The organism is Paenibacillus dendritiformis (assembly GCF_015845845.1).
Lineage (GTDB): Bacteria > Bacillota > Bacilli > Paenibacillales > Paenibacillaceae > Paenibacillus_B > Paenibacillus_B dendritiformis_C.
This window is the reverse complement of sequence record NZ_LDIG01000166.1, coordinates 24,151-46,108: the sequence shown is the minus strand read 5'-3', so window position 1 is coordinate 46,108 and position 21,958 is coordinate 24,151. Positions and strand designations below refer to the sequence as shown.

Genomic DNA, 21,958 nt, shown 5'->3' with positions numbered 1-21,958 from the left:
CGTTTTCGCCAGCTTGATCAGGTCTTCCTTCGTCAATGGATTGTCCGGATTGGTTGAGATTGAAAAACCTTTACCACCTTCTTTCCAGCTAAGCGTATTGCCGAGTTGCATGTGATGTTTCTTTGTCATGTCCTCAGCGGATGTATAAACATAATCTTTTTCTTTCACTTTTGCTTTCCCGTCTTTATTTTCAAGGCGTGAACTCGTCAATTGGATATAATCCTCTCCATTCGTGTACGTTAACACGATATAGTTGGTATATGTCCAGTCAACCTTTTTGGAATATATCTTCTTCCCTAATTTTTTAGCTTCGGCTTTCATTTCTTCGGTATATTCAATGATGTGCGGACCAATAATTTGTGCCTCTTCGAAGGTATAGCCCTCTGGCAAGTCAGCAGGTTGTTGCGGCCTCGCCTCCTTCACACTGGATACTTTCTTCAGATAGTCCTCATATTTATCATAGCCACCCTTGCCGTTGCTGTACCCCCAAACTTCGCGGCCCTTTGGTTGAAAACTGCTATATGTCAGATAGTTATCAAACGGATTTTTTTTCAATAATTCGTTGATTCTAGCTATCTCTTCTTTTTCTAGTTTCTCCCCTTCGCTTTCAGCCTTTGGTTTAGCGGCCGCGGTCTTCAGGGCAATATCGCTAGAAGCGGGGGACTGGGCGGCCCCCACATCGTTTCCCTTCGCATTTACCAGCGTCACGCTGCCAAGCGCAACAATAAGCGCCATCCCCCAAATGGACAAATGATAGGATTTTTTATGAAATCGCTTGATCATTAACAATCTTTTCTTCATTTGTTTATGCGTCGCAGACAATCCGGCAATCCCTGGTTGATGTTGCGTGCCTGACAAATGAAAATGCTCCAGCACATGGATGATGGTGTGCCCGTATGTATTGATATGCTGCAGATTTGGCTCTGAACTCATCCGATTCAGTACACATGCATCGCAGGCCATCTCCTGATCCTGCCTTGCTTTATGTACGGCAAGCCACAACAATGGATTAAACCAATGGAGAATGAGCAGAATGTGCATCATCCAATTCACCGCCACATCCCGCCGCTGTATATGCGCGAATTCGTGCGCCAAAATACACCGAAGCTGATGCTCTCGCAGCGTAACGAGCAGACTCGGCGAAACAACGATCGCCGGCTTGCGAAAACCGACTACGGCAGGCCCAGGAATGCGCTCACTGGCTACAAACCGCACTTCCCGCTTTACGCCCATTAGCTGCTTCGTTTCCTGGAATACGGCCGCTAACCAAGGCGTATCAATACATCGGCCCGCGCGCAGAGCTTGTGCCAATCGTAGTTGGTCGTATGCTGTCTTCGCCGCAAGAAACAGCACGCCCGCAAGCCACACCGACATCAGCAGATGGATGAATCCCATTGGCTTGAACCCGCTCCACCCGATACTTATGTCCTGCCCAGTTCCCGATTTATGGGACGGATCTGATACTTCCTCATTTCCTCTTATTAGGCTGCTTTTCTCCGGGGCGTAGAAACGGTCTGCTTGAGCTGTCTCTTCGTAATCTCCCCCTGAACCCTTCTGCCATTGCTGCCAAGCTGATGGATTTGAAGTTTGTTGTTGAATTCCGGGCGCTAAGATATCCACAGGCAGAACATTGTATAAGCTCAGCGAGGATTCCGGCGCCCAAGGGAGCAGCAGACGAATCGCCACAGGCAACCAGAGCCAATATTTCCATCTCGCCTCAAGCCTTTTGCGCAGCAGAAATTGCAAACTCAGGACAAGCACGACCAGGATGCCGGCCATTAACGACCCGCGAATGACCCAGCCGAAGAACGACAATAAACATTCGTTCCATGCAGGACTCATCAGGGTTCTCTCTTTTCCGATTCCCCGTCGCTGCGGTTTTCGTCAAACAATGCCTTCAGATCCTCGATTTCTTGCGCATTCAGCTTTTTATCCTGCAAAAAGTTGGCCAACATCGGCTTCAATGCTCCGCCATACAGTTTTTTCATGAACGATTTGGTTTCGGACCGCAGGTACTCCTGCTCGCTGATAATCGGATAAAATAATTGGGTGCGCTTCGAACCCTTTTCCAGCTTCGCACCCGCCGCTTCCTTCTGCACAAGACGACTGAGGAGCGTCCGAGTCGTATTCGGGCTCCATCCCATTCGATCTGCCATTTTCTTGACGACCTCGCTCGAAGGACAATTCGGAATTGACCACAAGACGCGCATAACTTCCAACTCTGCATCCGTAATGGGCGGTATTTGATTCATGTATACAACCTCCAAAATCAACGTGAAAAACTACGTATGTAGTTACAAATCATGTTACAACTGTAGTCTGGTTAAGTCAACATACTTTGTGCAGAATGCAGTGATGTAAGAGGTCGGGGGCTAGGCCCCCTCCTGCTCGATTTTGATGTTGCTTTTCATCGTCTTACTCGCTCTTGTACCGTTCCAGCGCCATGGCTGCCGCTTCCCGCATCCGCTTCTTCACATACGAACCTTTCATGACGCGGATGCGCTTTCCGAGAAAGCGAATTTTAGTTAAGAGGAACTCCACTTCGTCTCGAGGAAGAAAAATTTGAATCTGGTACGTATTATGCTCCTCGTCGTAGACCACGTTCTTCTCGAAGCAGGAGAAGGCGTACAAAATACGGGACAGCTCTTGATTATAATCGCGAATCACTTCAATGACGATTTCGGACTTGTGCGGATGCTTGAGTTGGGCGAGTTGATCAAGAATGCGCTCCGTCTCCGATGGCGGAACCGGTTCCTCGGACAGCGAGAGAATGCTGCTCAGCTTCGTGGACATAAGTCTCCGCTGCCGAAGATGGTACCAGAGCAGGTACCACTCCCGCTTGATCATGGAGTATTCCAATTGATAAGGAAAGCCCTCGTGTTCCGTATGTACACGGCCGGTTCGGACCACGTAGCTGATCCGAATCCCCATCTGTGCTGCAATATATCGCCGCAAAGGACGAAGCAGCGGGTGATAAACATGCTTTTCCTTGCTTTTGGCCTTCTCGATGAGATGATGAGAAGTATCCATCATCACTTCCGCGTGAAGGATGCGGTTCAACTTGGCCAGCGTCTCTTCCGGGAACGCCTCGGCAGCCGCAGGATGCGCCAGCATCGTCTTCAACCAAGCCCGTTCCTGGGAGGTAACGATCAGCGTTCCGGCCTCCTCCAGCCGGGAGAGAATTTGGTAGTTGAAGATTTTTTCAAATGGATTCATAATACGCGGCGATCTCCTTCCATTCCTCGATCAATTCTTTGCGAAGATGCCGGGGTTCAAGCACTTCGCAGCTCGATCCGAAGCTTCGAAGCCATGGCTTGATCTCCATAATGCCATTTACCGTAATCTCGTAGACGAAGGAATGCTCATCTTCCTCGACGATTTCTCCCCACTGACCTTGCAGTTGGACCCGCTGCTTGATGAAATTCGGTTCATCGGGTTCCGGATGATAAAAGCGGGCGCGCACCTTCACGGGGCGGCCGGTATCGATTAACCAGCTTCTCTGAAGCTTGTCCATCATGGCTGCCGTGTTCTGCTGAAAGGCCTCTTCCGGCACGGATTCCGCCTCTTCGAGCTGTGTTATCCCTTCCATACGGAATTTGCGAATCCCTGCCCGGTCGCTGCTGAGCAAATACCAACGCCCGTACTGATGATCGTACACAATTTTAAGAGGGCATGTTTTGTGCCATTTTCCTTCGGCCTCCCGCTCGAAGCGCGGGTTCGTCTGTTGTGCTGCATAGCTCTTCTCGGCCTTGGGCGAGAAATAAAGGAAACGTATCCTTCGGTGATTGCGAATCGCCCGCAGGAGGATGAACAGATGGGCCTCGTCCAAAATTCGAGAAGGGTAGTGGTATTTGTAAATGAGAGGATCGGGAATGCCGCTTCCTTCATGAATGAGCATCAATTGTCTCTTCAAGACATCCCGCAGCAGATATCCTTGGACCGAAGGCACCTGCGTATTCGCCATCACATCCACGAAGTCATATACATCGGAGAGCTCTTCGGCCGACAGTTGATGCAAGAGCTCATTGTGCAAGCGATAGCGATAAGGGCGAGCAGCATTCTCTTTGCAGACTACACCGACCGCTTCAAGATATTTCAGGTCGGATCGAATCGTCTTCTCATCCGGCATAGCCACATCTGCCGGGGTTCTGCTGCAGCATATTTCCATCAGCTCTGTCACCGTCATTGCCTGCTCATGCAGCGCCTCCAAGATGATCGAGATGCGCAAGGATTCGGATTCCTTCAACGACTTGGCGCGGAATAAGAACATGAGGACCGGCTCCTTCGTGTCATAGCAGCTATGCCGGAGCGCCTCCGACAGCTCCTGGCTCTGTGTAGGCATGGACTGCGGATAGGCAGCCGCAGCTATCTCCTTCAAGCGGCGAGTTGTCTTATCAAAAGTATGTACAGAAATTCCGAGCCGTTCTGCGAACTGCTGCCGGTTATAGGCCCCGCTCGTCAGCATCAGCATGCGCAGAACTTGAATTTCCTTATCAAAGCTCTCCTTTGCCACTGTTTTTCCCCTTTCCTTCTATTGCTGTTCCATTTATTGTAGCAGGCGAACAAAATTAGAAAGTATGAAGTAATTTCCTTCGCAATACATGGCAGGGAGTTCATCCGATTGGACTCTCTGTTTTTTCGATCACACAGATAAACAGATAGGCCGATCGAGCAAGACTTAGCGCTTGTCGGCTTTATCCAGTAGCGACGTCCAATATCGGGCCGTGCGCAATTGGAGCAGTCTGCCAGTAAATTAAATGGAAGGATATATTTCCTTCTTGTCGAATGTAATGACTTAGCATGAAAAGGCAGGGGAATGAACATGGAGAATCTCAAAAACAAAAAAATACTTATTGTGGACGATGATTTGGATATTCGAACCATGATTGATATGCTGCTGCGCAAAGAGGGGTATTATCGAATTTATGCAGCACCCAATAGCGAGACTGCATTAGCCATTTGTCGCATAGATAAGCCGGATATCGCGATATTAGACGTGATGCTGCCCGATCAGGATGGATTTGCTTTGTTGACAGCTATACGTCAGTTCTCCAGCATACCTGTGCTGTTTCTGTCTGCCCGCGGAGAAGATGAAGATCGTCTGCTTGGGCTTGGACTTGGGGCAGACGATTACATCGTGAAGCCCTTTTTGCTGCGTGAACTGATACTTCGGCTGAACGCCATTCTGAAACGAGCCTATCAGCCGCAGGAACGAGAGCGATTGCCAACCTTTCAATTGGAGGACTGTACGGTAGACCTGGAGAGTGCAATCGTGCACCGTGAGCACGGAGAACAGCCGTTGACTGCGAAGGAACATGCCCTGCTGGTGGAACTGTATGAGAACCGGGGAAGAATTGTGACAACGGATGCGTTATTTCAGGCAGGATGGGGAGATGTCGACATCGGGTATGAGAATACATTAATGGTGCACATTCGGCGAATTAGAGAGAAGATTGAGTCCAATCCTTCCAAGCCGCGCAGTCTCCTTACCGTAAGAGGTCTCGGCTACAAATTGATTGTTAAGGAGCCGTAAGCCGATGGATGACGTTATCCGCATTATTCGCCGCTTTACGGGGATTACATTCGCCATTTTTGCCGGAATGATCGTATTGAATGCGGTCATGTTGAGCCTGTTCATCTTCAAGGAAATAAATAGCGGGCACTCCCCGCAGTCTGTACTGGAGTACGTAGCGGATCATTTGCGGCGGAAGGATGGAAGCTATGAATTGCATGGTCGAGCCGAAGAATTGCTGGCGGAGAACCAGGCTTGGGGCATGCTGCTCAATCCGGACGGGGACGTGATCTGGGAACACCGCTTGCCGGAAGAAGTGCCGCGTTCTTATACATTGACTGAGGTGGCGAAGTTTTCCCGGCATTACTTGCAGGGATATCCGGTATTTGTATGGGAAGTACCGGATGGATTGGTTGTCATCGGCTACCCGAAGAACAGTTACGCCAAGTATCAATTTTCTTTTCTTGCCTCTTGGGTAAGCTCTCTTCCTAAGCGGACATTGTTTCTGCTATTGGGCAATATTGCGCTTGGCTGCATGCTGTCCATTATTATCGGTACCCGTCTTGCCCAGTCTTTGAAGCCGCTTGCAGGTGTGGTGCATGCTCTGGGCAAGGAGGAAGCCGTGCATGTGGAGGAGAAAGGTATATTCGGCCATCTTGCCAAAAGCATCAATGACACCGCCGAAATGCTGCAAGAAAAGCATGTTGCTCTTCGCGCCCGCAATGAAGCGCGTTCCAATTGGATTGCCGGAATCTCTCATGATATTCGCACACCGCTATCGATGATTCTGGGCTATGCCAGCGCCCTGGAGGAGAATGAGGCCGTGTCTGAAGAGCAGAGACAGCAAGCGGCCATCATCCGCCAACAAGGAGAGAAGCTTCGTTCACTGGTCAATGATCTGAATCTTGTATCCAAGTTGGAATATGATATGCAGCCCTTGAACGTCAAGCCGACTCGCTTGTCCGCTCTTGCCAGACAGATAGCAGCAGACTATTTGAATCACGGGCTTGATGAGCGATTTACGATAGAGGTGAAGGTCATGGACGAGAACATTCAGGTAGAGGCGGATCAGAAGCTGCTCCTGCGGGCCGTTACGAACTTGGTGCAGAACAGCATAGACCATAATCCGGCCGGATGCGTCATCAAGCTGATCGTTCGCCGTGAGTCCGGTCACGGCACTTGTCAATTCATTGTAGCTGACAATGGCGGCGGCATTCCGCGCAGAGAGCTGGCGAATGTCGTCGAGCTTTTGTATACTTCTACCCGGCCGGATCCGCTTCCGAACGGTCACGGCTTAGGATTGCCGATGGTGGCGAGAATTGCCCAGGCTCACGGCGGACGGTTGGTATTGGACAGTGATACCGGACAAGGCGTACGGGCAATGATTGAACTGTCCAGCTATGGTTCTGCGGGAGAAGGATAAATAGGAAGGAAAAAGAGAATAAAAAAATATTATTTACAAAATAATACATCTATGATAATATAAATATATAAGGGTTTTACATTACTTTAATTGAAATATAAGGAATATATAAACTCTCCCTTATACTTACCTGCACGGATTTGACTATCGCTTACTGAGGTCTTCAATTTTTGAATATGCTGTGTCTATGCACTTTCCAACCTCTTCATCATCAATCGCGGGCTATTCTACCAGATAACCTATGACTGCTGCCGGCAGAAGGAAGCATCTCAATCCTGGTGTATACGCTTATTTAAGCGAATACATATATTACAGCGATCAAGGAGGTGTCAGGTCTATGAAGCATTTCGATCTGGAAGCATTGAAAGCAATTGAAGACATCAATGATGAGGAGCTCATGACGCTTACCGGGGCAGGCAGTGTGGAAGCTCTTGCAAGCGGCGGAATCATCTGTACCATCAGCCATGAATGCCATTATAACTCGGTGTCCCCATCATCCTGGGCTACTTGTTGCAAGTAATTGTTCTTGAAGGTGAGCACATAACTTGCTATGACTCGTCATAGCAGTTATGTGCTCAAACACATTATAGGGCATGCCTTTCATTATTTTGCAGTGAAGGAGACGGAACAATGAGGATAACGGAACTCTTGGACGATCCGTGTTGGGGTGAAGCATTGAATGTGAAGGAACGTTATGAGCAGATCGTTCGCGTTCCTGACAACCTGGAACAGCCGCAAGATACCGTGAGGTTGCAGCAGTGGATAGAGAAATTTTTCGGGGAGCGCGACTTGCTGGAGCAGCGGATTGTTGCCGACGGGATGGACCCGGATTGCTTCTATGCGATCATAGATGCGCCTGACACGATTTACGACTGCTCTCAGGCAGCATGGTTTCAAGAATTGGTACAAATCTTTACGGCTCAAGAACAGTATAATCTGGACACTTATCTCTATGTCAACAAGGAAGAGATCCCTTTTATGGACTTCACGCACCCCTTTCTTCAGCGAACGATACGCGTGCTGGAGCAAGGGCTGGATGATGTCGAGTGGATAGGGAAAGGGAAAGTGATTGGCATCGTTTTGAAAATCGTAATGGACAAAGTGTTCCACCTCTCTGTAAAAACATTAATTTACGAGTTAAATAAATCACGCTTACACCAGGAACTGCAAGGCGAGACGCCGAATCAACGCTACAAGTCGTTTACCCAAGTAAAGACGGGGAGCTATGAAGACATTCTGGCCCTGCTGGGCGAATATCCCGTGCTGGCTCGAATGCTGTGTGAAAGCCTGATTCGCATCCATTCCAACATGTTGACGGTAATCCAACGATTGATACACGACAAGCGTGAGATAGAACAAGCTTTTCAAGTTAGACTTGACAAATTGATTGATATTCATTTCCTCGGTGACATTCACAACGGGGGGGCTTGTGTGCTGCGGCTGGAATTTTCCAATCAAGTCAATCTTATTTACAAGCCAAGAGATTTGTCTGTAGACAGGGGTTTTGCACATTTATTAGCATGGTTGAATGAGAAGGGGATACATAAACCTTTCAGCATCACGAGGATGCTCAATAAAGGAGAGTATGGGTGGCAAGAATATATTGCCTATGAAGCATGTATAGATGAAAGCGGTGTCGAGAGTTATTTTGAAAGGCAGGGCCAGTATCTTGCGTTGCTATACGCAACCAATGCAACCGATATGCATATGGAAAATATTATTGCGCATGGCGAACATCCTTTCCTGATCGATTTGGAGTCATTATTCCATCATCAAGCCTTCGTCAGCATGGAGGAGAAGCCAGCATATTCCGCACTTGAGAAAACGGCCGTTATTTTGAATGATTCGGTATTGAAGACCAATATGCTTCCTGCATTGGATGCCAATTTTCTGTACCATAGCGATCTTAGCGGCCTGGCAGGGGATACGGTGCAGACGTTAAGCACGTATGAAGTTATTGATAAAAATACAGATACGATGAAGATTCGGCGAAGCAAAATCGAGGTTGAAAAGCATACTCACTTGCCTTCTTTCAACAACCAGCCGATTACGCCGAGGACCTATATGGATTTGGTCAAGCGCGGGTTCTATCAATGCTACCGGCTTATCTCCTCCCATAAGCAGGAACTGGGAACCTTCATTGATAAGTGGTTCCACGGCTGCGTAGTGCGTACCATTATACGGCCGACCATTACTTATTTCACCTTGCTGGAAGCGAGCAACCACCCCAAATATTTGAAGAGCGGCGTAGATAAGGACTTGTTGCTGGATCATTTGTGGGCGATGCTCAAGCAAGATCCGAACCGAGCGCAAGCGATCCGGTGCGAATGCAGCGATCTGTCCAGCGGCGATATACCGATGTTCAGTACGAGAATTGGTGACATTTCCCTGCACCATCATCAATGCAATGAGGCGATCATCCATGCCTATTCTACCGATATTATAACGACAACGTTGAAGAAGATCGAGCGAATGAATGAAGACGATGCAAACCTGCAGTGGGAATTTATCGAAAGAACGGTTCAGACCAAATATTTGTTGCAAGACACCTATACGATGGAGAAAAGCAAGTTGAGCGTTTCATGGGAGCAAATTGAACCCTATATGGACAATGACGTTGACAAGCAAGCGTTTCTTGAAGAAGCGATTCGAATCGGAGATTACATTAAAGATATTGCAGTATTGGGGGATGACGGCCAGACGGTATCATGGATTAGCATGGGGATGGACGCCAATGAGCGGCTTATTTATAAATCCTCTGAACTAGGGTTGTACAACGGGGTAACGGGCATCGCCTATTTTTATATTTATTTGGCCCAGGCAAGCGGAAATAGGGAATATGACCGTTTTGCCGATTTGTGCATCAACACGGCATTGGAAATGATAGAGCGAAACGTTGATAAAAATGTATCCGTATTCACGGGGTATGGCTCGCTGTTGTACCTTCTGTTGCACAAAGCAGTGCTGACAGGCGAAGCGGTACTGGCTGATAAAGCGATTCGTCTGTTGGATATACTGGAACAACTTATTGATACCGATGAGCATCTCGATCTTATCGCGGGTTGCGCAGGCACTCTGATGACATGCGTCGATTTCTACCATGCGTTTCATGCGCCTAAAGCGTTGGATGTCGCTATAAAATGCGGGCAGCGTCTCTTGGACAAATCGCAGCAGATGGAGACCGGCATTTCATGGGTTACCTCGTCCATTCATTCCATCCCGCTCAGCGGTCTGGCGCACGGGAGTGCAGGTATCTGCCTTAGTCTTATGAGGTTATATGAAGCGACAGGCGATCTCAAATATTACGAGGCCAGTATGGAAGGCATTCGATATGAGAATAGCTTGTACCTTCCGCAGGAAAATAACTGGCTGGACCTCCGGTTTTCCCAAGGAGAGGTTCCGGATGGTCATCACGTGATGTATTGGTGCAATGGTGCGCCTGGCATTGGCTTGGCAAGAATCGGAACGAGCAGAATTCGCGAGTCAGATGTTCTCACCGCGGATATCAACAGAGCGCTGGATAAGACGATGAAGGACGGATTTACCGAAGTTAGCTACTCGCTGTGTCATGGCGATATGGGGAATTTGGAGCTTATCATGCTCGCGGCAGACGATACTCAGGATGCGCGGCTGGAGAAGTTTGTGAAGGGCATGAGTCACTATATATTGGCGCAAGTACGGGAAAATCAAATGCATTGGAAATGCGGGATACCTGGAAGACAGCAAATTCCTGGACTGATGCTTGGACTCGCGGGTATCGGTTATCAACTGCTCAGGCTGCACAATCGTCAATTGCCATCTGTGCTGCTGCTGGAAGGTCCGGGGCGCATGTCCAGACTCCAACAGCCGACGTGTCCTGATCTGGAGTACAACAATGCCTGAACGTACGTCGTGGCTGGCGCGGCTCAAGCCCCGGAAGAAAGTGCCTGTCCGCTTACAGATGAATCAATATGATTGCGGCCCAAGCTGTTTGCACATGATATTGGCTTATTATGGATACGAAGCTGATTTTTCGAAGCTGAAGGAACGGTTTACCGCCATTGGAAATGGAAGAGATGGCAGTTCCATGCTGAAGATGAAGGAAGTAGCAGAGACGTACCAGTTAACCTGTATGGCGAAGAAGGCGAATGCCGATCAATTGGACAATGGCTTTCTGCCTATTATTTTATTCTGGGAACATAAGCATTTTGTCATCTTGGAGCAAATATCCAGACGCAAGATGTACACGATCATCGATCCAAGCCTAGGAAGGCAGGTGCTCTCCAAGGAAGAGTTCTCCGATAAATACTCTGGAGTGTTTCTGTTTGCTGGTCCGGGGGAAGAATTTCATCCAGGGAAAGAAAAGAAATACAACAAGCTGGAGTTTTTCACAAAGATTATTAACAATAATAAAAGGTTCTTCCTACTGGCTGTAGCGTTGGCGCTTGTCTTGCAGCTTGTGGCGGTGGCTGTGCCTGTATTCATGCAAATGAGCGTGGACGCCGCCCTGGAGTCTGGACAGTATTCATTCGTTACCGTCATTATTGCGGGAATGCTCTTGCTCACGGTATTGCAGCTTTCTTTTGGCTACTTCAAAGAGATATGCATCGTGAAACTGCAAGAACTGCTCGATTCCCAATTAACGAACAGGTTTGTTAACCATCTGCTGCGCTTGCCGTACAAATTTTTTGAAGTGCGCTCGCGCGGGGACTTGATTCTCCGGCTCAACAGCAATGTGACGATACGAGAACTGATGTCGCAGAAATTCATCTCTACCGTCATTCATTTGCTGCTGGTGGTGGTCACTTTTTCTTATATTTTCATTCAGTCGAAGTTGGTCGCTGCAGGCTTGCTTATGATGGGAACAATGCAAATATGCGTCTTTCTCGGGACCCGGAGCAAGTTCAAAAAGCTAACACAGACCCAAGTCGTTTCGCAGAGCATGGCCGGATCTTTTATGACAGAAGCATTGGAGGGCATGTCCACGATCAAATCGCTCAGTATTGAGGATACGATTGGGGCCAAGTGGAAGCAACTGTTCGGCTTGCAGTTGAAGGCGGTAAAGGAGAAGTCGTTCTACCAAGCGAAGATCAACACGATGAATCATGCGTTCAATCTATTGACACCGCTGCTGGTGCTGGCTACCGGAATTTATCTCGTCATTCATAACAGCATTACAATAGGCATGCTATTCGCCTTTCAATCCTTGGCGATGTCCTTTATCGGGCCTCTCAATTCCTTGGCGCTTATGCTGAATGATTTCGTTATGGCGGATACGTTGCTGGATCGGATCTACGATGTGATGCATGAGAAGGCAGATACCCCGGATCATGCGAAGCCCCAAAGGCAGATAGCCAAATTGCAAGGGAATATTCGAATTGAAGGGGTTAGTTTTCAATATACCGATTACAGCGGCTATGCGCTGCAGCATATTGATGTTGATATAGAGGCAGGTCAAAGAGTAGCTCTGGTCGGGAAGTCTGGATCAGGCAAAAGCACGCTCGCCAATCTATTGGTTGGATTGTATATGCCGACGACGGGGGCAATCTATTTTGACGGCTGGAAGATCACAGAACTGGATAGGAAATCATTACGGCAAAAAATTGGGATTGTGCTGCAAGATAATTTCGTATTTAATCGTACGATCTACGATAATATTACGATGCATGCTCCTGCGGCAACGATAGAGGATGTACAGTGGGCAGCCCATATGGCAGAGATTGCGGTCGATATCGAGAAGATGCCGATGAAATACAATACCATTATCTCGGAATCCGGCACGAATCTGTCTGGCGGCCAGAAGCAGCGCATGGCCCTGGCCCGGGCATTGGTGAATAGGCCGAATATCCTGCTTCTCGATGAGGCCACCAGCGCGCTGGATACGGTCACGGAGACAAGGATTGGAGACAACTTGCGGAGCTTGAATTGTACGCAGATTATTATAGCGCACCGGCTGAGTACGATCATTGCATCGGATATCATCTATGTTCTGGATGAGGGGATGATCGTGGATGCAGGCTCCCATGAGGAATTAATGAGCCGCTGTCATCATTATCGCCAACTTGTTGCCTCTCAGCTTGCCGATCATCGGACGCATCAACGTGTATAGCCGTCACGTTCTGGCAGCGGCAGAAGTGCAGGAGGAAGTGCAATGGGCTGTCCCGGAAGTCATCAAGGATGACAAGCGGACAGCCCTGCTTTGTTTGATAATACTACGGCTGGTACCGTTTCTTTACACGCTCGGGCAGATCATCGTACGGAATCTCCTGCCAATACGTGACCCCACGGAATGTCGTCGTATACAGTTCCAGATATGCGCCTTCCCGCAAAGACTTGCTGGAAGTGAAGTTCAATACCTTCTCCTCTCCCCGAGTGCTATAAGCAGGAAGGTTGTATTCATACCGGCCTTCACTGTTTTTGAAGGCTTCTTTATTGTTAACTTGCGTATAATACGGCGTCTTTCCTTCTGGATTCTCCGGCGTCAGCCGTTCCGGCGTAAAGAGGAAGAAGCCAAATGCAATAACCGCAACGATAAACAGTCCGACCACGAGCAACGCTTTCCTCATCGTGAAACACCTCCTCTTCGCTTATCAGGTTTAGGCGACATCGTTTCTGTACACCCTGCGAATGGCAAGTAAGACGAACAACAAAATATACAGAATGCTCATAACATAAAATTGAAGATGCTCTGCTCCTCTTAATCCTTCCTGGCTCAGCGCGCCCATGCCGATCGTGAGCAGTGAATAAGGGAAGAACATGCCGAGCTTCGCTACGTACAAGCCCAAGCCTAGGAAGACGGCGCATAGACAGATGCCGATGGGTGCGGCAAAGCTGTGAATGCGCAGCGATAATCCAAGCTGGATGGCCGCTATCGATAAGGAGGCAACCCATCCCCGGAATATCCAGCCCCATGTCTCTGCCGGGAAGGCCGAAGAGATGCCTAGAAGGTGACCCGCGCCAAAAAATAAGGCAAGAAAGAAAAGCTGTACCATGAAAATGAGCAGTCCGACGACGACCAGCTTGGCAACAATGACGCTGGTTATCGCTACGGGAGCCGTTAATACGGCATTCCAGTTCCGGTTCATATGTTCCAGCCGGCACACGTAAGCACAGCAAATGGCAATTAGTACGGGAAGAAAGAATTCCCCATAAAATAGAGCGACTTGTGTCCACAAGCTGTGCCATCCATATTGCAAAACGCTTTGATTGAAATAAAAATTGGTACAGCCGATGAGAAGGCTAAGGGCAGGAAGAGCCATCAGGATCAATCCTAACCGAGAATGACGCAGTTTCAGACATTCAGCGGAAATGCTTCTTAACACAGATATCACCTCCTATACTTCCTGACGGGAGACGTGGATGCAGCCTGCAGCATAGAACACGATCCCCATCAACAGCACAGCCAACCGCAATCCGAAGCTTGGCGGCTGTACAATGAATATGGCGGATTGCTCCGTATACAGATAGGTAACGGGAGACAGCCCCGAGTAATAGGACCAGATGAATACCCGCCGCACCATTGCAGGGAACAGATCTGCCGTCATCCCAATAAAGCCGCCTATCATTCCCAGGGAGAGGGCAAAAGATTGATTGGTCACGGCCAGGGAAATCCATTGCTGCAAGGCAATAATCGCCATGCTTGTCAGAAGCGCCCCTCCGATATACTGCAGCAGAAGCAGCAGAGGAAGAGACTTGAAGCCATACATGATGCCGAATCCAGAGATGATACCGGCTTGCAGGACAATATACAAGAGCAGGAGTGACAGGGCACATATATATTTGGCCGCATAGATTTGGCCCAGACTCATGCGTGCGGTTATAATCATTTTCCATGTATTTCCCTTATGCTCCATATCGCACAAGCGGGATACGATGATAGCGGAAATGAGCGGCAGGAATAACCCGTTCATGGAGGCGGTTGTTGCGATTACGGTTTTCCAGTCTGCGGTGTCCGGATTGCGGGCCATCGACATCGTCACAGACACTAGTGCCCACAGCATTTCGACACAGAGAAATAAAGCCGCCATAATAATGATCCGCTTGCGGCGGAGCTTGAAATATTCCAGGGCCAGTGCTTTGATCATAAGCTCCGCTCCTTCCCCGTAAGCTCCAGGAATATATCCTCCAATGTTTTGGAGTGATCCTCGATGCGAAAAACATCGATCCCCGCTATGACGAGATCTTTATTCAGCTTCGCTACCTGCCGATCAGATATATTTTCGAACTGGAGGCGCCCGTTATTGGAGGCGGGCATGAAGCCGCGTTGATGCAGCAATGCGGCGGCGGCGCCATCATCGCTCGTTCTGAGCGAAATAACAGGTATATTGCGGGCCCAGAGCGCATCCATGGTTCCTTGAAAAATCAGCTCGCCATCGTTAATAATGCCGACCGAAGTAGCGATCTGCTCAATCTCGGAGAGCAGATGACTGGAGAGGAGAACGGTCATTCCATAACGAGCGGGCAAAGACTTTATCAATTCGCGCACCTCACCAATGCCGGCCGGATCGAGTCCATTCGTCGGTTCATCCAGTATGAGCAGCTTGGGGAAGGAGATGAGCGCCATGGCGATACCAAGCCGCTGCTTCATGCCAAGAGAATAATGCTCTACTTTTTTATTTTTTTGATTTTCCAGACGAACGATGCGGAGCGCTTCTTCTATGTTGTGATTCGGCACCCCGCGCAGCTTTTGCATGACCCGCATATTTTCCAGTCCGGTCAAATGTCCATAATAGGAGGGAGACTCAATTAGGGAACCGATTTGGTTCAGAATGGAACGCCGATGTTTGCGGAAATCCTTGCCGAATAGGGTGACCTGGCCCTCTGTAGGTTTGACAAGACCTAGCAGCATCTTCAGCGTCGTCGATTTGCCAGCTCCATTCGGACCGAGAAAGCCATAAATTTCTCCTTCCGGAACCGCCAAATTGATCTTGTTCACCCTGCATACGTTGTTATAGACTTTCGACAAGTGGTGGGTAGCAACGATAGGTTGAGCATTCATCGATCATCACTCCGATCTTTCGTTCTAATCTTTTTGCTACCCTTTCACCTTAAGCCACGCACCTTTCCCGGGTATGAAGATAACCTAACGACAACCTTAAATGCTGTTCCCGAATATCCTGCTTTCAAGTATGAAATAATTTCCGTCGTAATACTTCCGCCATGTTCGACGCAACCAAAATAAAGGATGATATAGAGGCAATGAGACAGGGAAGGAGACAACGGGACTGATGGCTATCGTACAATTGACCTCTACGAACCCGCAATTTTCGTTCCTCATTCGGAAAAATCCGCATAATGGAATGATATTGAGGGCAATCCGCAAAGGAATGGCATACGGGTGGTATACGGATGAGTTGACATATAACGTCTATTTTAAAGATGCAGACAATGAAATCTCATATAAGCAGCATAAGCAGGAAGTATTCGAATACTTGAATGTATCCCGTTATAATACGCCCTTATTTCCGCTCAACGCGATCAATGAATTCTTCTCGGCTCCGTTGAAGGAACAAGGAGAACGCGACATCGCGGGTTATCAGCATATGTTCTATATCCACATGATCCATATTGAGAGAGTGCGGTATATCGAGTTTTTCCAAAAGCATTTGCCTGATTACTCCTTCGAGCTGGAGCACCGGGCCGCCAAAAGCTATGCCTTGAAGGTCACAACGGAAAAGAGCTTGTACGAGCTGCTGCATGTCGTAAGCGTGCTTTGCTTGTTTTTGGCGATGTTCGGCAATGAAAATCTCGAGATTTCGGAGAGCATCCTTCAGAAATATATCAAAAGCTTGAACATCATCGATGCGCCCTATTATATTCGCAGCTTATTCGTCCGCATCATGTTATCGGGTAAAGATCATTTTCGCAAATATAAAGCGGAGCTGGAGCAAACGAGCCGGTATTCGATTCAGTTCCATTATGGCGGAACGGCTATGCAGCGAAGAAGCTTTATCGGAAGCCGGTTGCCCTTCAATAAATCCATACTCGATGTCGGATGCGGAGAAGGGTTCTACGCGCTGCCGTATGCGGCAAAGGTGGAAGGCCATTATTATGCCGTGGACATTAATGAGGAGCTGCTGACTGTCGTGCAGCGGAAGGCCGATGCCAGAGAACTGGATAATCTCGTGACCTATTCTTCCATCGCTCAGTTCATGGAATCGTACAATGGGGAACAAGTCGACGTTATTTTGACGGAAGTGATCGAGCATATGAGCAAAGAGGAAGGGGCACAGCTGATCCGGGATATTTGTACGCATATTGACTTTGATTATTTTATCGTGACCACGCCGAACGCGGATTTTAATACGTACTATGAACTTACGGAATATAGGCATTTTGATCATCGATGGGAAATGGGACAGCAGGCGTTCGAAGCGTGGTTTGCGGAAGCCGTGTCGCCTTATGCGCTGCAATATGAGTTTGTAGAGATTGGTGATCGGGTGAACGATATAGCGACCACACAAGGCGTGATTGTAAGGAAGAGGGGGGATTCACATGGAGATAGTAACTAACGTTCATACCATCTATCTGTTGATCGGGCCCACAGAATGCGGCAAGACGACATTTGCCCAAGAGGTGCTGATCCCGCAATTAAAAGGAAATGCAGAAGCCCCTGTTCCGGTGAATGTTCAATATCTGTCTTCGGATGGGATTCGCCAGGAAATCCTGGGGCATGACTACGATAAATATGATCAGGCCATGCTGGAAGCAAGCTCGCAGGCCTTTCACTTGCTGTATGAGAAGCTGAACATGGTGACCTCTTTTCCGGTTCATGCCGAGTTCGTCATCCTGGATACGACCGGGCTTGCGGAGGACTTCCGCGCGAAGGTCAGGGAGATAGCCCAGCAGAATCACTATAACGTCGAGGTCATCCTGTTCGATTATCGCAAGCGCGAGGACTATTATGCCTCCGAACGCTCGAAGCGGTTGATCACGACTCATATGAACCGATTGAAGAAGGAGGTTCTCGGTTCCTTGGCGCGTGAAGGCTATGACCGGGTGCATCGCGTGCAGGGCAAAGATTTTTATTCGATGGAAAATGGGAGCGTGATTACAGATTATCGCGTAGTCGTTGAAAATTATGCAGATTATGCGGCTACCTTTTTGCCTCCGGAGAAGAATTATATCGTCGTCGGGGACGTGCACGAATGTATTGAAGATCTGCAAGCTCTGCTGCGAAGCTATGGCTATCGGATCGAAGCCGGCAAGCTTGTCGCTACGGATCAAGTGAGAGATACGGCCATCATCCTGGTGGGAGATTGGATTGATAAAGGCAAGGCAACGAAGGAGACGATTGAGTTCCTGTATCGTAATCAGGAGCATTTCCGGTTCGTCTTGGGCAATCACGAGAACTTTGTATACAAATATATACAAGGGGAAATTAGCGGTGCGGATCAAGAGATGGTGCGCACGTATTTCGACTCGATTCAAGTGCTGGTGGGCGATCCGGAGCTGCTGGACCGATTCCGCCATCTAGTGCGGTTATCAAAGCCCTTTTATCAATATCGGGGATCGAATAGGCCTTCGTTCTATGTCACCCACGCGCCCTGCAAGAACAAATATATCGGCAAGCTGGATGAGAAGGCGGTTCGTCATCAACGGAACTTCCGCATCGATCGGAGGGCGCCGCTGGAGGAGCAGTTGAACTTCCTGGCCGAAGAAGCGGTCAGCAACCAGCCCTACCATCTATTCGGTCATATCGCCGCCAAGACGGCTTTCCGCATCAAAAACAAAATTCATCTCGATACCGGCAGCGTGCACGGGAACAGACTGACGGCGGTAAGCATCTCGTGCAAGCCGTTTTTCAAATCGCAGCCATCCAAGCAAGCCGTTATTCCGGAGGAACTGCAAACGTTATTTGCCGTGCAGCGCAAAGTCTCGGTTCACGATCTGGATGATGAAGAAGTGCGGAGACTGCACTACTGCTCGCGCCACAAAATTAATTTCATATCGGGAACGATGTCGCCCGCCGACAAAGATAAGACGTCTCATGAATTGGAATCGTTGAAGCGGGGACTCGATTATTTCGCGGCGCAGCGGGTCAATAAGGTCGTCCTTCAGCCGAAATATATGGGCTCGCGATGCAATATTTATCTTCACCGGGACATCGAGCAGTGCTTCGCCGTCAGCCGGAACGGATATCGGGTGAAACAGGTTGATCTGACGGAGATTTACGAACAACTGCTGCAGAAATTCGCGGGGTATATGGAAGACAACGGGATTGCGATGCTTCTGCTGGACGGGGAGCTCCTTCCTTGGAAAGCGTTGGGGGACGGGTTGATTGAACGGCAGTTCAAGCCGATTGCGTCGGCCTTGGAGAGCGAGCTTGCGTTCCTGAAGCAGAACGGATTTGAGCAGGCATGGGGAGCTCTTGCCGCAGACTATCAACGGAGCGGATTTGAGCAGGATCAGTGTCATATGGCGAAATCCGCCCTGAGTGAGAAATATGGCAGTCATCTCTACCACAGCTATAAGTATATGCACGATCTGCTCAAGACACATATGCCGCTGCATGAGCATGAGCAGGCCTATGAGACGTATAAGACACAGCTCGAGCTGTATGCGGGGGACAGCAAGCTGGAGTACAAGCCATTTGCCCTGCTCAAGGAGATATATGAGTCGGGGGAAGAGCGAATTCCAGAGGAGAGCACATCCGACATGTACCGGTTCGTATCCGACGATGAATGCCTGGTCTTGGATCTTACGGACCCGGAGTGCTGCGAGCAGGCCAAACGGTTCTTCTCCAAGCTGACGATAGAGCAGCGTATGGAAGGGGGCGTGATCAAGCCCGAGCATATCGTTGACCACGCGGTGCCTTATATGAAGGTGAGGAATGCCGATTATTTATCCCTTATTTACGGATATGATTATCGCTTCCCGCACAAGTACGACAAGCTGATCAAGCAGAAAAATATTACTCCGAAGCTGCGCGCATCCATCAATGAATACCGGCTGGGCCAGCAGATGCTGGCGGTGAAGCGGGAAGAGATTACTCCGGGAAATGAGGAGTACCAAGACGTGGCAGCCAATCTGTTGTTCGAAGTGGCTGGTGAGAAGGATATCGATCCGCGATTGTAGGCAGTACGGCGAGGCTGGGCGGGCATCCCTGCTTGATCTGCTTCGGAACACTCAAAACAGATATTATCTCCGATGTCTAGATTCATTCCAGAGCTGATATAATAGAATCATACGATAAAACGAGAAAGCAGGTGGACGGTGTGGAGCTTGAACAAATCAATCGATTGAAGCAACAATTGGATTCGCTTCGACCCTTGCCTGCTGCGGCCGTTCACAATCTGGAAGAGGTCTTCCGTGTGGATTGGACCTACAATTCCAATGCGATCGAAGGGAACACCTTGACGCTGCTCGAAACGAAGCTCGTGCTGGAACAGGGGCTGACCATCGGGGGGAAAAGCTTCGGGAGCATTTGGAAGTAATCAACCATGCGGAAGCGATACAATATGTTCAAGATCGGGTTCAGCGTAAGCAAGAGCTTACCGAACATGTGATCAAATCTTCTTATGAACCTTATCCTGATGGAGCATGGCTATCCGCCGGCGATAGTCAAGGCGGCCGATGCTGCTCGGCTGCGATATTACGAGACCTTGGAAGAAGTGAGCGTGCACGGTCACCTGCAACCCTTTGTCAGCTTGATTATGGATTGTGTGGCCGAGAGCCTGCAGGCGTATTTGTTTGCCGTGAAATAAGGTGTAAGGTCACGGTCTAAGAACAAATAGCCATCTCTTTGAACCGTAACTCTTTACGTGGACCTATAAACAAGCAAAGCACTACGCTGCCTGAAGATGCCCCCTGAATTGGTTAGGGGGCATCTTCTTTAATCTCTAATGATATCGTTCGGTGTTTCCAAAGTGAATGTACTCACAGTTGGGCGTTCCGCATTCGTTCCTGAACAACAAGGAAAGGGAAGTTCGGTAGGAAGGATCTTGAGAGATGCTGTAGAATATTGTAAATGTGGGGCGGTATGGAAAAGAAACGCGCAGGAGCTAATAATTTATTGAGGGAGGCAGAGCTGTGAACCGACAAATGATGAGGTGGATTTTGCAGCAGATGGAAGAATCCGTTTTAATTGAATGGGCGGGTTCGGACAAAATAACGATAGATGGTTTTAGAACGAGGAAATTTAATAAAAATATAAAAATTGTTAAAATAAATCTGATAAATAAGTTAATTGCCAAAGGAAAGTTATTTGATCATATGAAAGAGTATATCGAAAAAATGTTTCCGAGGGAGAAGATCTCTGAAATTTGCAATATGGGAGAACAGGAACTGTTTCATTTATATCATGATGTACCGTTCGAATTCAGTTTAATGATGTTAATAACCAGGCCCGAAACCGATTTTGCTGAAAAGGCGAATCGCTTATTCGAACTGATTCGGAATCAAAATCATTTAGTGGATAGGAAGATGTCTTCTTCTCTCGAAGAAAAAGGGGATGACAGTGAATTGCTGCTGGTTGAAGAAAAATTGCGTAAACTTGATGAGAAACTTAAACAAGAAAGAGAAAAGATAACCCAATATGAGAAGACAATAAAAGAGTTAAGGGAGAAAAGAAAGGAGGAATCGAAAGAATGGAAAAAACAACGGACTACCTACATGGAAGAGATAGGAGCACTTAAGAGAGAGCTAGGAACTAAGAATGAAGCGATGGAACAACAAAAGCAGGAAATGCAGGAGTTGTATTTCAAACTCGATCAAATGCAAGCTCAACTGTCCCAAGTCGCCAGTTCTTCAGATTATAGTGCTCATGAGAACGGTACATCCGGATCGAGTAGAAGAAAAGTAGCTTTGTTGGGAGATGAAATTAAGAAATCGATAATTGATACCTCCAAATTCGAAATAAAGCAGATAACGAATAGTCAAGTTGAAGATTTTCTTCGCCATGAGAGCAATTCGGACGAGATATGGATGCTGACATTTCAAATTGCCCCCAAAAAACAGCGAAAAGTACGAAGTGTATACCAGGGAACAAAATTAATTGAGTTTGGAACCATTGATCAATTACAAGCCTATCTTAAATAAGGAGA

At 48.3% G+C, this 21,958-nt stretch carries 16 protein-coding genes and 1 pseudogene; 9 read left to right on the top strand and 8 right to left on the bottom strand.

Features of this window, described 5'->3' with window-relative positions:
- The 4 genes from ABD76_RS16970 to ABD76_RS16955 form a co-directional block, all read right to left on the bottom strand.
- The coding region (locus ABD76_RS16970) for a M56 family metallopeptidase (protein WP_197258411.1) at positions 1–1,842 on the bottom strand (1,842 nt) is incomplete at its 3' end.
- A complete protein-coding gene (locus ABD76_RS16965; RefSeq protein WP_197258410.1) occupies positions 1,842–2,252 on the bottom strand; it encodes a BlaI/MecI/CopY family transcriptional regulator in 411 nt (136 codons plus the stop codon). The genes ABD76_RS16965 and ABD76_RS16970, both read right to left, overlap by 1 nt.
- A 163-nt stretch (positions 2,253–2,415) precedes the next feature.
- Complete coding sequence (locus tag ABD76_RS16960; protein ID WP_197258409.1) at positions 2,416–3,216, bottom strand: WYL domain-containing protein; 801 nt, start codon at positions 3,214–3,216, stop codon at positions 2,416–2,418.
- On the bottom strand, positions 3,203–4,513 hold the full coding sequence (locus tag ABD76_RS16955; RefSeq protein ID WP_197258408.1) for a WCX domain-containing protein: 1,311 nt from the start codon (positions 4,511–4,513) through the stop codon (positions 3,203–3,205). Before ABD76_RS16955 ends, ABD76_RS16960 begins: the two co-directional genes overlap by 14 nt.
- Positions 4,514–4,822: 309 nt before the next feature.
- On the opposite strand from ABD76_RS16955, the gene ABD76_RS16950 reads away from it, so the two are divergent.
- The 5 genes from ABD76_RS16950 to ABD76_RS16930 all read left to right on the top strand — a co-directional run bounded on the left by ABD76_RS16950 (position 4,823) and on the right by ABD76_RS16930 (position 13,023).
- A complete protein-coding gene (locus ABD76_RS16950) occupies positions 4,823–5,533 on the top strand; it encodes a response regulator transcription factor (RefSeq protein WP_197258407.1) in 711 nt (236 codons plus the stop codon).
- 4 nt (positions 5,534–5,537) lie between these two features.
- Positions 5,538–6,935: a sensor histidine kinase gene (locus ABD76_RS16945; RefSeq protein ID WP_197258406.1), complete on the top strand. Its 1,398-nt coding sequence runs from the start codon at positions 5,538–5,540 to the stop codon at positions 6,933–6,935.
- 337 nt (positions 6,936–7,272) lie between these two features.
- Positions 7,273–7,455: a type A2 lanthipeptide gene (locus ABD76_RS16940; RefSeq protein ID WP_197258405.1), complete on the top strand. Its 183-nt coding sequence runs from the start codon at positions 7,273–7,275 to the stop codon at positions 7,453–7,455.
- A 110-nt stretch (positions 7,456–7,565) separates the two neighbouring features.
- Positions 7,566–10,817 (top strand): type 2 lanthipeptide synthetase LanM family protein, encoded by a 3,252-nt coding sequence (locus ABD76_RS16935; protein WP_197258404.1) that lies wholly within the window; start codon positions 7,566–7,568, stop codon positions 10,815–10,817.
- Positions 10,810–13,023 carry a peptidase domain-containing ABC transporter gene (locus tag ABD76_RS16930; RefSeq protein WP_197258403.1) on the top strand — a complete coding sequence of 738 codons (2,214 nt, stop codon included), beginning with the start codon at positions 10,810–10,812 and terminating at the stop codon, positions 13,021–13,023. Before ABD76_RS16935 ends, ABD76_RS16930 begins: the two co-directional genes overlap by 8 nt.
- 103 nt (positions 13,024–13,126) lie before the next feature.
- Here ABD76_RS16930 and ABD76_RS16925 read toward each other — a convergent pair whose 3' ends face one another.
- From ABD76_RS16925 to ABD76_RS16910, 4 genes are read right to left on the bottom strand one after another with little or no spacing between them, the layout of a single operon-like run.
- Positions 13,127–13,480 carry a YxeA family protein gene (locus ABD76_RS16925; protein ID WP_197258402.1) on the bottom strand — a complete coding sequence of 118 codons (354 nt, stop codon included), beginning with the start codon at positions 13,478–13,480 and terminating at the stop codon, positions 13,127–13,129.
- A 30-nt stretch (positions 13,481–13,510) separates the two neighbouring features.
- A complete protein-coding gene (locus tag ABD76_RS16920; protein ID WP_197258401.1) occupies positions 13,511–14,236 on the bottom strand; it encodes an ABC transporter permease in 726 nt (241 codons plus the stop codon).
- A gap of 12 nt (positions 14,237–14,248) precedes the next feature.
- Entirely contained in the window at positions 14,249–14,998 is a 750-nt protein-coding gene (locus tag ABD76_RS16915; protein ID WP_197258400.1) for an ABC transporter permease, read from the bottom strand.
- Entirely contained in the window at positions 14,995–15,912 is a 918-nt protein-coding gene (locus ABD76_RS16910; protein WP_197258399.1) for an ABC transporter ATP-binding protein, read from the bottom strand. Before ABD76_RS16910 ends, ABD76_RS16915 begins: the two co-directional genes overlap by 4 nt.
- Before the next feature lie 229 nt (positions 15,913–16,141).
- Here ABD76_RS16910 and ABD76_RS16905 point away from each other — a divergent pair, with 229 nt between their 5' ends.
- From ABD76_RS16905 to ABD76_RS16890, 4 genes and pseudogenes are all read left to right on the top strand, one after another.
- A complete protein-coding gene (locus tag ABD76_RS16905) occupies positions 16,142–17,425 on the top strand; it encodes a class I SAM-dependent methyltransferase (RefSeq protein ID WP_197258398.1) in 1,284 nt (427 codons plus the stop codon).
- Complete coding sequence (locus ABD76_RS16900; protein ID WP_197258397.1) at positions 17,409–19,991, top strand: metallophosphoesterase; 2,583 nt, start codon at positions 17,409–17,411, stop codon at positions 19,989–19,991. The genes ABD76_RS16905 and ABD76_RS16900 overlap by 17 nt, the downstream gene beginning before the upstream one ends.
- Positions 19,992–20,122: 131 nt before the next feature.
- Positions 20,123–20,620: pseudogene (locus ABD76_RS16895) on the top strand (Fic family protein).
- 325 nt (positions 20,621–20,945) lie between these two features.
- Positions 20,946–21,953 carry a serine--tRNA ligase gene (locus ABD76_RS16890; protein ID WP_197258396.1) on the top strand — a complete coding sequence of 336 codons (1,008 nt, stop codon included), beginning with the start codon at positions 20,946–20,948 and terminating at the stop codon, positions 21,951–21,953.
- Positions 21,954–21,958: the final 5 nt, after the last annotated feature.